Below are 12,047 nucleotides of genomic sequence, written 5' to 3'. Positions count from 1 at the left end.
CCGGCGGGCCCCGGGGTCACCCCGAGGTGCGGATCGACGCGATGGCGTCCCGGGCCCGGCGCACCTCCTCCTCGCCCATCCCGCCGATCCGGATGTCGAACCGGATCTCGCTGCCGCCGGCCGGGTCCCAGCCGCGCACCGCGAGCATCCCGGTGGCGCCCAGGCTGAACTCGATCCGGAACGGCGTCCCCGCCGGACCCTTGGGCAGCCCGGTGAGCAGGGCGTCCCCGATCCGGAGGTTGTGCTCCAGCTCCTCGGAGGCCACCGAGCCGGCCTGCTCCCACACGTCGATCTCGACCTGCTCCTGGTCCGGCCACACCGTCGCGAACCCGTCCTCCACCGTCACCGGCAGCGGCGTGTTGGCCCGGATGAGGTGGCTGATGTACTGGCGGGCCCGGCCCGGGTCGGTCGCGAACACCGGGTCGGAGCCGTCGGTGGCCTTGACCCCGAAGGCGCGCGGCGACACGCCCGTGACGGTCTTGTTCGCCAGCCGCTCCACCTCCTCCCGGGTGATGCCCAGGGCGGCGCCCACCTCCTCGGCCCGGCGGGCGCGCTCGGCGGGGTCGCGGTCCGGCGCCTCCATGACGTTCTTGACCTGCCGGACCAGGGCGAACAGGGCGGCGCCCTTGGCCACCGCAAGGTCGGGCTCGTGCAGGTGCGGCTCGAACCCGAAGCGCTCGCGCAGCGACCGCGCCACCACCGGCATGCGGGTCATCCCGCCCACCAGCAGGACGTCGTCCAGCCGCTCCACCCCGCGCTCGCGGGCCGCCTCCAGGGTGCGCTCGGTGATGGTGAGGGTGCGCTCCAGCAGGTCGGAGGTGAGGGCCTCCAGGTCGCCGCGGGTGAACTCCACGCGCACCGTCGACCCGGCGAAGCGCAGGTTGTGCCGGGCGCGCTCGCGGGTGCTGAGCGAGCGCTTGATCTGCTCGGCCGCCGACGCCACGTCCTGCAGGAACTGCTCGTCCCCGGCCGGGTCGGGGTCCGGGTGGTGCTCGGTGAACAGCTCCAGCAGCAGGTCGGCGAGCTTGTGGTCCCAGTCCGCGCCGCCCAGCCGGTGGTCGCCGTCGGTGCACACCACGCGCACGTCCTCGTCCTCCACCCGGATGACCGTGGTGTCGAAGGTGCCGCCGCCCAGGTCGAAGACCAGCAGGTGGCGCACGCCCGAGCCGGAGTCCAGGCTCTGGTAGTGCAGGGCGGCGGCCACCGGCTCGGGCACCACGTCCAGCACGTTCAGGCCGGCGATGAGCCCGGCGCGGCGGGTGGCCTCCTTCTCGTGCACGCCGAAGTAGGCGGGCACGGTGATGACCACGTCCTCGACCTTGTCCCGGGTGTGCTCGCCGGCGGCCCGGGCCAGCTCGCGCAGGATCAGCGCCGAGACCGACTCCGGGTCGTGGGCCCGGCCGTGGAACTCGTAGCGGGCGTCGGTGCCCATCTGCCGTTTGACCAGGGAGACGACCATGTCGGGGAAGAGGAGGGCGGTGTTCTTGGCCTCCTCGCCGACCACGACGTTGTGGGCAGACTCGAAGTACACGACGGAGGGGGTGGTGTCGTTGCCCATGGCGTTCTTGGTGACGGTGGCCCGGCCGGTGCCGTCCACGAACGCCGTGCAGGAGTAGGTGGTGCCCAGGTCGATTCCGTAGGTGGTCATGAGCCTTTCCCAGGTGTGGCGGCCCCCTCGGGGGACGCCGGGCCGACGTGGCGGAAGAAGCGGGCGTGGACCCGGCGCCGGATCCGCCCGGTGACGGTGTCCCGGAAGCCGGGGGCGGTGATCTCGGCGACGGTGCCGTCGCGCTCCGGGTCGGGGTGGTCGACGGCGGCCAGCGGACGGTGCAGGTCGGCGCGGAAGGGGTCGCCGACGTTGGCGTGGACGGGTTCGACGCCCAGCCGCTCCAGGGAGAGCAGGGTGTCGTCGGCGAACCCGGCCAGCAGGTCGGCCAGCCGCTCCTCACCGCGTTCGCGCAGGCCGCGGGCCTCGCGGGCGAGCTGGTCGTGCAGGTGGACGAGGTCGGTGACGACGGGGTCGAAGAGGGTGCGGTCCTGGCCGGCGCGCAGCTCACGGTTCTCGGCGTGCAGGCGGTCGATGACCGCCTCCCGGTGCCGGGCGCGCTCGTCGAGGGCGGCCAGCCGGTCGTCGAGGGAGGCGAGGACCTGTTCCAGGGGGCGGGGGGAGTCGGGGGTTGCCGTGTCGTCGGACGCCGTCATCGGGCCGCCTTTCACCGCCGATTTCCACGAGTGGCGTTACCGGTCTCCTTTTGCCGAGGATACTCCGGCGGAGGTGGCGGAAAAAGGGAAACACGTCAACCCGTGGAGGGTGTGGCGTCCCAGGTCACATTCGTCTCCTTTTGTTCTCTGGAGAACTTTTCCGGAATGCGACCGAAATGCGGCCGGGGGTGACTTATCGGTTTCCCGATGGCCGTCCGTATACCCCCGGGGCCGCCGGTGACCCTGGTCGGCCCGGGCCCCGCGCGGCGCGCCGCGCGGGGCCCGGGGATCAGGCGAGGGCCTCGTCGAGGCGTTCGCCGAGGTGGTCGGTGAGCAGCGAGACGTAGGTGTTGGTGATGTGCCCCGAGTCGCGGTAGACCATCACGTTGCCGATCACGGCCGGGCACTCGCCGCCCGCGCAGAACAGGTCGCTCATGTCCACGAGGGCGGTCTCGCCGGGCAGGGAGTCGACGGCCCGCTCCTGGGGGTCGTCGCGCTTGAACGCCTCCGAGAGGGGGATGGTGCACTCCCCGGGGTCCTCGGGGTTGCGGGCCACGCATTCAACCACGTCGCGGCGCTGGCGCGGGGTGTCGCGCAGCGCCACGATCGGCCCCGACACCTCGCCGAGCTCGCCCCACAGCCGGGTCATGCCCTCGGCCAGCATCGGCACCCGGTCCTCCTCGCCGCCCTGCGCCGGGACCGCCGAGGTGGAGGAACTGGTCACCACCAGGTCGGGCCGCAGGTCGGCCAGCTCCTCGACCACGGCCCGGTTCCACTCCTGGCACGACTCGTACGGGCCGCCCTCGGGGCCCTTGGTCATGGTGTCGGTGAACGCGCACGACGACTTGGTGTACAGCACCAGCCGCCAGCCGCGCTCCTCGCCCAGGCCCATCAGCGCGGGCACCCACTGGGCGCTGTGCGAGTCCCCGACCACCGCCACCGTCCGGTCGGCGTCCTCGGGGCCGTACACGCACGGATCCTCGGGCGCCGTCGCCGTCTGGGACGCCTGGCAGTCGTCGTCGTACAGCACCGGGGCGTCGTCCTCGGCCCGCACCGGCGGCGGGTAGACCGGGTCGCCGGTGGGCGCCTGCCCCAGGGCCTGCGGCCCCACGTGCACGTTGGGGTCGAACTCCACCGACTCGACGCGGTCCACCCGCACGTACAGGGTCGCGCCGACCGCGGCCACCACCAGCACCCCCGAGACCGCGGCGGCCAGGGCGCCCCGGCCGCCGCGGACCAGGCGGTGGTCCCGCACCGGGTCCTCCACCCACACCTTGGTCGCCCAGGCCAGCAGCAGCGAGGCCGCGCCCACGGCCGCGGCCAGGGCCCAGCCGAGCTCGTCGCGGCCGGTCACCGCCAGGGTCAGCACGATCAGCGGCCAGTGCCACAGGTACAGCGAGTACGACACGTCGCCCACCCAGCGCGCCGGGGCGGTGCTCAGCGGCGCCGACGCCGACAGGGGGCCCTGCACGTGCTCGGCGGCGATCACCGCCGCCGCCCCCAGCACCGGCAGCAGCGCGGCCCACCCCGGGAACGGGGTCGCCTCGTCGTAGAACACGGCCGCCGCGACGATGGCGGCCAGCCCCGCCCAGCCCAGCGGCAGGCGCACCCGCTCCGACAGGCGGCCGTGGGCCAGGCCGACGGCCAGCAGGCCGCCCACCGCCAGCTCCCAGGCGCGGGTCGTGGGCAGGAAGTACGCCGACGGCTCCCCGCCCGTCGTGGCCACCGACCACAGCAGCGACGCCGCCAGCAGCGAACCCAGCAGCGCCACCAGCGTCCCGGTGCCCGCGCCCCGGCGGCGCAGCGCCGCCCACAGGATGAACAGCAGCGGCCACACCAGGTAGAACTGCTCCTCCACCGACAGCGACCAGAAGTGCTGCACCGGGGAGGGCGCCACCTCCGACGCCAGGTAGTCCACCGACTGCCGCGCCAGGTAGAGGTTCTCCACGTACGCGGCCGAGGCGACCAGCTGCCACATCGTGTCGGTCAGCCGGGTCACCGGCAGCAGGAAGTACGACGCGGCCCCCGTCGCCACCAGCACCACCGTCGCCGCCGGCAGCAGCCGCCGGACGCGGCGGGCGTAGAACCGGGCCACGGAGACCCGGCCCTGCCCGGACGCCTCGCGGTAGAGCAGCGATGTGATGAGGAAGCCGGAGATCACGAAGAACACGTCGACGCCGACGTAGCCGCCCGGCAGCAGCGACGGATCCAGGTGGTAGACGAGGACGAGCAGGACGGCGACGGCGCGCAGTCCCTGCACCTCCGGACGGAAACGGCGTTCCGTGGCGGTGGAAGCGGGAGCGGAGGACATCGCGGGACTCCCCGGGAGCGGGAACAGGGTCGGTGCGGGGGAACGGTCGTTGGGGGAAGGTGTGTCCGCATTCTGTTATGTCATGCGAGGGGCCGGATCACAGAAGGCCGACACGCGCCCTCTTGTTCCCCCGATGTCGGTCGCGGCGACATCCTCCCGTGGCCGGATGTTCGCCACACCCGCGCCGGAACCCCGGAGGGCGGCGCACGCGCTCCGGATCTCGGGCAGACTGGTCCGATACGGAGAACGTCCCCGGTCGGCGGCGCGCACGGCCCGGGGCCCGCGTTCCGTGACCCTACCCCCGGGCCCGCGTCCCTTCCCAGCGGCCGTGTGCGAGAGGAGGCCCACCGTAGCCCCCGTCATCCGCGTCCGTCCCGTCGTGCTCGCGATCGCCGCGGTGCTCGTCCCGGCGGCGCTCTACCCCCTGACCGGCCTGTGGGGCCTGCTGTGGATCCCCGTGTCCCTGGCGGTCGCGGTCGCCCTCGAACCGCGCGCCCTCCGTTCTCTCCGCGCCCTCCTCCCGGCCCGGGGCGCGCGGCCCGGCCGCCGCTCCGGCGAGGGGCCCGGGGCCGGACCCGAGGCCGACCCCGACGGGGACGGCGGCCGGACCCGGTCCGCCGCGGCGCCGCCCGCCAGCCCCCGGGACGGCCGGCGGATCCGCCCGGTCGCCCTGCCCAGCGCCGCCGACGACTACGACCTGCACTTCTCCGCGGTGGTCCACTGGCGCTGGTCCAACACCGTCGACCTGCGGCTGCGCAACCCCATGGGCCCGGCGGTGCTGGCGGTCGTCACCCGCGCCGCCGAGCTGGTGCGCGAGACCGACCCCGCCGACGAGGGCATGGCCGAGTGCGAGCTGGCCGCCCGGCTGGCGGTGGAGCACGCGGTCCTGGGCAGCGGGATCGTGGTGTGGGCCGACGAGGTGGAGCTGCGGCTGTCGGAGGGCGACGCCGGCCGGCTGCGCCGGATGGCCGACCTGCGCAAGGACCGTGTGGTGCGCGAGGCCGCCCGGGTCGCCGAGGACGACCTGGCGCCCCTGCCCGCGGTCCGTCCCACCCGCGCCGCCGACGCGCCCCTGCCCCCGCCCGCGGATCTGGAGGACGACGGCGACGAGGACCTGGACGCCCCGGGCGCCGGACCGGGCAGCGACGTGGACGGCGAGGGGTACGAGAGCTACTGGTGGCCGGCCGAGGAGGACGGCGACCACGGCGGTGCCGAGCGGGACGTCCAGGTGGCCATCCTGCGCGGGATGATCGACTCCCTCGCCCCGGGGCCCGAACGCGACGCCTTCGTCCGCGACCAGGTGGCGGTCCTGGAGCGGAGCGGGTTCGACGAGGTGGCCCGCCGTATCCGGGCCGGGCACCCGGAGTCCCTGGAGGCCGACGGCCCCTGAGGCCGCCCGCGTTCGCAGCCCGCCCCGCGACTCACGTCCCGCGGTCTCGTCCCCCCGACCGCGGCCCCCGGCTCCCGACCCCGGACGCGGAGGGGCCCCGGCGCGTAGGACGGTCCGCGCCGGGGCCCGGCTCTCCGCTCCGGTTCCTCAGTGGATGATCCGCTGGAAGAACACGTACGCGGCCGCGACGGTGCCCAGGCCCACGAGGGCGGCGTTCGCGACGTTGCCGTGGGCGAGCCAGGTCAGGGACCCGGCCACGGCCCCGGACAGGACGCCCAGCGTCGCGATGACGGCGACGCGGAGGCTGATCCGGTCCTCGGAGTCGGGCCGCTCGGGTGGCGGGACGGGCGGCGATTCGGTCATGGTCGCCCCTTTCGGACTGCTCGTGCTGGACAGGGGTGCGCTCCGTGTTCGGTTCGGGACTGATAACGGTCCTCGATCCCGACGGGAGCCGTGGGGCCGGTGGGGCTGGGGCAGTCTCTGGAGGCACGGCAATGCACGGGGGTGTCCTCGACGGTCGGCCGACGCGCTCGCGCGGAACGGTCCTCACCCTTGTCAGACGGTCCGTGACCGGGGAACCTGTGAGAACCCGGACCCTCACCGGTCCGGCGGGGCCGCTTCGCTGCGGGTCACCGCGACACCCTTCGCTGGGCAGGCAGAGGTTCGCGGGGTCCGCCGGGGCGGCCCTCCTGTGTCTGCGGGCCGCGGTCGGGCGGCCCACTGCCCACCTCCTTTCCGATTTTCGCTTCCGGTGATGTTTGCTGACAAATTGATACCCCGCAGACTGAGTGCAATCACTCCATGTGATGCCGATATGCCGGGAAGTGTTATTCGAGGTCGCGGATGGCGGGGTGGCATGGGTGAATGTCGTCCGGTAATGTCTCTGGAGAAGGCGACTTGCGCAGAATCAGACATCAGTCACTTTTGTTGTTCGGTTAACAATGTCGACGGGATGGGGACCCCGTTCCGGTGAGGGTGTCGGTCTTTTCTCGGGAGTGGGTTCCACCGGGTGGCGGAGGAGGCGGCGCGCGCCGCGGGCGCGGACCAGGGGCCGGTCGTGCAGCGGGCCCTGCTGGTCGGCGAGCTCGTGCGCCTGCGCCGGGAGAGCGGGCGCACGCAGCGGCAGGTGGCCGAGCGGCTGGACTGGTCGCAGGCCAAGGTCATCCGGATCGAGGGCGGTAAGCAGTCCATCAGCCGCACCGACCTGGAGGCGATGCTCCGGCTGTACGGGCTCGGCGAGGGGGAGCGGGTCCGTCGGCTCGTGGCGCTCAACCGGTGCGCCGGCCGGGAGGGCTGGTGGAGCCGGTACCGCGCCGCCGGGGTGCCCGCCGACCACCTGCGCATGGTCGGCTTCGAGGCGGGCGCCGCACTGATCCGGCAGGCGCACAACGCGTTCGTCCCCGACCTCCTGCGGACCCCCGCCTACGCCCGGGCCGTCGCCCCGCTGCTGTACCCGGGAGGCGACGACGCCGGCCCCGGGGCGGACCCCGCGGCCGGCGGCGGGAACGGCGCGGACGGCGCCGCCGCGCTCGCCGACCTGTGCCGCGAACGCCGGGAGCGGCTGGACGAGGGAGGCCGGGCGCCCCGCCGGGTCCACGTGCTGGACGAAGCGGTGATCCGCCGCCGGGTCGGCGCCGGCACCGACCCCGGCCTGATGCCCGCGCAGCTGCGCCGCCTGGCCGCGGAGGCCGCCCTGGACGGGGTCGACGTCCGGGTCGTCCCCTTCGGGAGGGGCGTGCACCCGGGGATGCGCGGGCCGATGACCCTGCTGTCGTTCGACGGGCCCCTCGACGACGTCCTCTACCTGGAGGGCGCGGGCGGGGCCGGCCTCGTGGAGGGGGGAGCGCCGGTGGCGGAGTACGCCTCGGCCTTCGACGACCTCGTCGCCGGGCACGCCCTGGGGCCGGCGGAGTCGCTGGCCCTCATCGAGGAGGCCGCGGCCGGGATGGGCGGCTGAGCGCGGCGCGCTCCCCGGGCGGTGCCGCGGGGCCCGTGTCCGCCCTTGCGGCGGTGCCCCCGTGCGCCCTCCCGGGCGGTCCGCGAACCTCCCCTCCGGACCGGGGCCCCGCCGGGGGTGGCATCCTGGGAGCCCGGACGTCGAGTTGAGGGGAACGGCATGAGCGTCGATCTGCCCGAGGGCCGCGGGAACCCGGTCCTGGGCTCGCTCGCCGCGCGTCCGAGCCTGCGCTCGCGGGTGGTCGACGTGCTGCGCGAGGCGATGGTGGCCGGAGAGCTGGAGCCGGGCCGGATCTACTCCGCGCCCGCGCTGGCCGAGCGGCTCGGGGTGTCGGCGACGCCGGTGCGCGAGGCGATGATGGAGCTCACCCAGGAGGGCCTGGTGGAGACCCTGCGCCACCGCGGGTACCGGGTGGTGGAACTGGGCGACGTCGACCTGGACGAGATCCTCCAGCTGCGCTCCCTCCTCGAAGTGCCGACGGTCGGCCGGGTCGCCGAGATCGCCGCCCCCGAGCAGGTCGCCGCGCTGCGGCCGGTCGCCGACCGGCTGGACGAGACCGCCCGGACCGGGGAGCTGCGGGAGTTCATCGCCGCCGACATGACCTTCCACCTGGAGCTGCTGTCCATCGCCGGGAACCGGCGGCTGGTGGAGGAGGTGCGGCGGCTGCGCGGCCTGTCCCGGCTGTCGGCGCTGCACCGGCTGTACGAGGAGGGCCGCCTGGAGGCCACGGCCCGGGAGCACCACCTGCTGCTGGACCTGGTCGAGGCCCGGGACCGCACGGGTGCCGAGGACCTGATGCGCCGCCACCTCGGGCACGTGCGCGGGATCTGGGCCGGGCGCGACGAGGGCTGAGGGCGGCACGGCGCGGTCCGGGCGGTCGGGGCCGGGCCGTCATACGACCGTCACAGGACTGTCATCATGTCGGGAATGCCCAGGTCTTGCGTTTGTGCAACGTACAATTGTACGTTGCACAGGTTGATCGGCCCACGCGACGTCGGGCCCCGACCCGAGGAGTGACCGAGTGTCCTCACAACAGAGCGTGGTGGGCGGATCCGCCACCAACCGCCGTGTGCTCATCGGCAGCCTCAGCGGCAGCGCGATCGAGTGGTTCGACTTCTTCCTGTACGCCACCGCCGCGGCCCTGATCTTCGACAAGCAGTTCTTCCCCAGCGACGACCCCGTCATCTCGCTGCTGCTGTCGTACCTGTCGCTGTCCCTGACCTTCTTCATCCGCCCCTTCGGCGGCGTGGTCTTCTCCCACATCGGCGACCGCATCGGCCGCAAGAAGACCCTGGTCATCACCCTCTCCCTGATGGGCGCCTCGACCGTCGCCATCGGCCTGCTGCCCACCTACGCGCAGGTCGGCGTGCTGGCCCCGGTGCTCCTCATCGCCTGCCGCGTCATCCAGGGGCTGGCCATCGGGGGCGAGTGGGGCGGCGCCCTGCTGCTCGCCTACGAGTACGCCCCGAAGAACCGCCGCGGCTTCTTCGGCTCCGTGCCCCAGACCGGCGTCACCATCGGCATGCTCCTGTCCACCATCGCGTTCGCGCTGGTCAGCATGCTGCCCGCCGACGCCTTCGAGTCCTGGGGCTGGCGCCTGCCGTTCATCGCCAGCCTCATCCTGGTGTTCGTCGGCCTGTGGATCCGCAAGGGCCTGGACGAGACCCCCGCCTTCCGCGAGGCCAAGGAGACCGGCAACGTCGCCAAGCTGCCCATCAAGGACACCCTGCGCGACCACTGGCGCTCCGTCCTGGTCGCCGTCGGCGCCAAGGTCGTCGAGACCGCCCCGTTCTACATCTTCGCGACGTTCGTCGTCAGCTACGCCACCGGCACCCTGCAGATGGAGCAGGCCACGGTCCTGAACGCGGTGAGCGTCGGCGCCTTCGTCAGCACCCTGTCCATCCTGCTCATGGGCTCGCTCTCGGACCGGTTCGGCCGCCCCGGCGTCTTCCTCGTCGGCTCGCTGCTGATCGCCCTGTTCGCCGCGCCGTTCTTCATGCTGCTCGACCTGCGCGTCGACTGGGCCGTGTACGCCGCCGTCGTCATCAGCCTCGGCGTCGTGTGGCCCCCGGTCACCGCCACGCTGGGCACCCTGATGTCGGAGATCTTCTCCACCCGGGTCCGCTACACCGGTGTCACCCTCGGCTACCAGATCGGCGCCGCCCTGGCCGGCGGCACCGCGCCGCTGCTGGCCACCTGGCTGCTCTCCCGGTTCGACGGCGCCTGGTGGCCCATCGCCTCCTACCTGGTGGTGCTGGCCGTCATCTCCATCGCCGCCGTGTCCGTGTCCGGCCGCGTGGTGCGCGGCGAGACCGCGGCGATCACCGCCCGCGAGGAGCGGGAGGCCCGCGAGGGAGAGGGGGCCGCGGCATGACCGCCGGCCTGCCCTTCGTCGACGCCGTCGAGGTCGCCCGCCGCATCGGCCCCGACCGCGCCCGGGAACTGGTGGAGCGGGCCCTGCTGGACGGGTTCGACCCCGCCGGGGACCCCGCCCGCTCCAACACCGGCGCGGGCTCCGGGCACCTGCTGCTGATGCCCTCCACGCTGGGGGAGTGGGTCGGGGTGAAGGTGGCCTCCGTGGCCCCCGGCAACCCGGACCTGGGACTGCCGCGCATCCAGGCCGTCTACGTGCTGATGGACGCCCGCACCCTGACCCCGCGGGCGCTCGTCGACGGCGTCGCCCTGACCTCGCTGCGCACCCCCGCCACCTCCGCGGTGGCGGCCGACCGGCTGGCCGCCCCCGGGGCGTCCCGGCTGGTGGTGTTCGGCAACGGGCCCCAGGCGGTCGAGCACGCCGTGGCCATGGCGGGCATCCGCGACCTGGCGGACGTGCGCCTGGTGGGCCGCGACCCCGGCCGGGTCGCGGCGGCCGCCGCCGAACTGGTCGGCCGGGGGGTCCCGGCGGTGCCGGGGACCGCGGCCGACGTGGCCGACGCCGACATCGTCGTGTGCGCGACCTCCGCGGCCGAGCCCCTGTTCGACGGCGCCCTGGTGCGCGACGGGGCGTGTGTCGTCGCCATCGGCTCCCACGAGCCGGACCGGCGCGAACTCGACGGCGCCCTGATGGGCCGCTCGCTGGTGGCGGTCGAGGACCACGGGACCGCGATGCGCGAGTGCGGCGACGTGGTGATGGCCGTCGCGGAGGGCGCGCTCTCCAAGGACGCGCTGGTCGGCCTGGCCCCGCTGGTGCGGGGCGAGGTGCGGCGCGCGACCGACCGCCCGAACGTGTTCAAGGGCGCCGGGATGTCCTGGCAGGACCTCGCGGTCGCGGTGGGGGTCGCCCCCGCGCTCTGACCCCCGGTGCGCCGCCCGCCGCCGCCCGGTGTACGGTCCCGGTGCCGTCCCCGGGCGGGGCGGTCCGGGGCCGCGGCGTCCCGGAGGGGCCACATTGGAGGCGGGGAGGTCCTGTGCGCGGTGGCGGAGGAGAACGGGGAGAACGGGGTGCGGCGGCCGGGGTGCCGGAGCTGCCGCCGGACTCCCCGCCGGTGCGTTCCGGAGCGGTCCTGCTGCGCCAGCGCTGGAGCGACGTCGTCTTCCTGCACTGGCCGGTGGATCCCGCGCGGGTCGCCCCGCTGCTGCCCGCCGGCACCCGGCCCGACCTGTTCCGCGGGACCGCACACGTGGGCCTGGTCGCCTTCCGGATGCCCGTCAACTCGGTGGCGGGGGCGGTGCCCGTCGGCGGGTTCGACGAGGTGAACGTGCGCGTGTACTCGGTGGACCGACACGGCCGCCGCGGAGTGGTGTTCCTGAGCATGGACGCCGACGCCGCCCACGCGGTCGCGGCGGCGCGGGTGCTCACCGGGCTCCCGTACATGTGGTCCGACATCTCCCTGGTGCGGGGGCGGGACGGCCTGCGCGCCGGGGCGGTGCGCAGGCGCGCCCCCGGCCGGGCCCGCGGCCGCTGGGCGGTCCGGGCGGGGGGACCGCTGGAACGGCCCGATCCGCTGGAGCACTTCCTCACCGCGCGGTGGGGGCTGCACACCCGCCACCTGGGACGCACCTGGTGGCTGCGCGCCGACCACCGTCCCTGGACGCTGCACCGGGCGGAGTTCCTGCACTACGAGGGCGACCTGCTGGGCGCGGTGGGCCTGGAGCCGCTCACCGAGCGGCCGGTCTCGGCACTGTGGTCGCCGGGCACGGACACGGGGTTCACGGTGTCGCTGGTGTGACCGGCGCGGCGGGAACCA

At 74.4% G+C, this 12,047-nt stretch carries 10 protein-coding genes; 6 read left to right on the top strand and 4 right to left on the bottom strand.

Features of this window, described 5'->3' with window-relative positions; genetic code table 11:
• Window positions 1–16: 16 nt before the first annotated feature.
• From ABZ249_RS20930 to ABZ249_RS20920, 3 genes are all read right to left on the bottom strand, one after another.
• On the bottom strand, window positions 17–1,648 hold the full coding sequence (locus ABZ249_RS20930) for an Hsp70 family protein (protein ID WP_220562781.1): 1,632 nt from the start codon (window positions 1,646–1,648) through the stop codon (window positions 17–19).
• A complete protein-coding gene (grpE, locus tag ABZ249_RS20925; RefSeq protein ID WP_355265437.1) occupies window positions 1,645–2,202 on the bottom strand; it encodes a nucleotide exchange factor GrpE in 558 nt (185 codons plus the stop codon). Before grpE ends, ABZ249_RS20930 begins: the two co-directional genes overlap by 4 nt.
• A 289-nt stretch (window positions 2,203–2,491) precedes the next feature.
• A complete protein-coding gene (locus tag ABZ249_RS20920) occupies window positions 2,492–4,513 on the bottom strand; it encodes an acyltransferase family protein (protein WP_355265434.1) in 2,022 nt (673 codons plus the stop codon).
• A 379-nt stretch (window positions 4,514–4,892) separates the two neighbouring features.
• On the opposite strand from ABZ249_RS20920, the gene ABZ249_RS20915 reads away from it, so the two are divergent.
• Entirely contained in the window at window positions 4,893–5,903 is a 1,011-nt protein-coding gene (locus ABZ249_RS20915; RefSeq protein WP_355265432.1) for a hypothetical protein, read from the top strand.
• Window positions 5,904–6,050: 147 nt separating this feature from the next.
• On the opposite strand, the gene ABZ249_RS20910 is transcribed toward ABZ249_RS20915, so the two are convergent.
• Window positions 6,051–6,266 (bottom strand): hypothetical protein, encoded by a 216-nt coding sequence (locus tag ABZ249_RS20910; RefSeq protein WP_220562777.1) that lies wholly within the window; start codon window positions 6,264–6,266, stop codon window positions 6,051–6,053.
• A gap of 646 nt (window positions 6,267–6,912) precedes the next feature.
• Here ABZ249_RS20910 and ABZ249_RS20905 point away from each other — a divergent pair.
• From ABZ249_RS20905 to ABZ249_RS20885, 5 genes are all read left to right on the top strand, one after another.
• Window positions 6,913–7,860 (top strand): helix-turn-helix transcriptional regulator, encoded by a 948-nt coding sequence (locus ABZ249_RS20905; RefSeq protein ID WP_355265429.1) that lies wholly within the window; start codon window positions 6,913–6,915, stop codon window positions 7,858–7,860.
• Window positions 7,861–8,019: 159 nt separating this feature from the next.
• A complete protein-coding gene (locus tag ABZ249_RS20900) occupies window positions 8,020–8,712 on the top strand; it encodes a GntR family transcriptional regulator (protein WP_355265426.1) in 693 nt (230 codons plus the stop codon).
• Between the two features lie 169 nt (window positions 8,713–8,881).
• Window positions 8,882–10,234 carry an MFS transporter gene (locus ABZ249_RS20895; protein ID WP_355265423.1) on the top strand — a complete coding sequence of 451 codons (1,353 nt, stop codon included), beginning with the start codon at window positions 8,882–8,884 and terminating at the stop codon, window positions 10,232–10,234.
• Window positions 10,231–11,154 (top strand): ornithine cyclodeaminase family protein, encoded by a 924-nt coding sequence (locus tag ABZ249_RS20890; protein WP_355265420.1) that lies wholly within the window; start codon window positions 10,231–10,233, stop codon window positions 11,152–11,154. Before ABZ249_RS20895 ends, ABZ249_RS20890 begins: the two co-directional genes overlap by 4 nt.
• A gap of 161 nt (window positions 11,155–11,315) precedes the next feature.
• On the top strand, window positions 11,316–12,029 hold the full coding sequence (locus ABZ249_RS20885; protein WP_355265417.1) for a DUF2071 domain-containing protein: 714 nt from the start codon (window positions 11,316–11,318) through the stop codon (window positions 12,027–12,029).
• The last annotated feature ends 18 nt before the right edge of the window (window positions 12,030–12,047 follow it).

Origin of the sequence: Nocardiopsis sp. NPDC006139, assembly GCF_040614155.1 — a bacterium.
Classification (GTDB): domain Bacteria; phylum Actinomycetota; class Actinomycetes; order Streptosporangiales; family Streptosporangiaceae; genus Nocardiopsis; species Nocardiopsis changdeensis.
This window is presented reverse-complemented; position numbering and strand designations above follow the sequence as displayed.

What these genes read in the sequence shown, in the direction of transcription:
- ABZ249_RS20890 (WP_355265420.1), top strand. Translation starts at nt 10,231, where the DNA reads ATGACCGCCGGCCTGCCCTTCGTCGACGCCGTCGAGGTCGCCCGCCGC.
- ABZ249_RS20920 (WP_355265434.1), bottom strand. Translation starts at nt 4,513, where the DNA reads ATGTCCTCCGCTCCCGCTTCCACCGCCACGGAACGCCGTTTCCGTCCG.
- grpE (WP_355265437.1), bottom strand. Translation starts at nt 2,202, where the DNA reads ATGACGGCGTCCGACGACACGGCAACCCCCGACTCCCCCCGCCCCCTG.
- ABZ249_RS20900 (WP_355265426.1), top strand. Translation starts at nt 8,020, where the DNA reads ATGAGCGTCGATCTGCCCGAGGGCCGCGGGAACCCGGTCCTGGGCTCG.
- ABZ249_RS20930 (WP_220562781.1), bottom strand. Translation starts at nt 1,648, where the DNA reads ATGACCACCTACGGAATCGACCTGGGCACCACCTACTCCTGCACGGCG.
- ABZ249_RS20910 (WP_220562777.1), bottom strand. Translation starts at nt 6,266, where the DNA reads ATGACCGAATCGCCGCCCGTCCCGCCACCCGAGCGGCCCGACTCCGAG.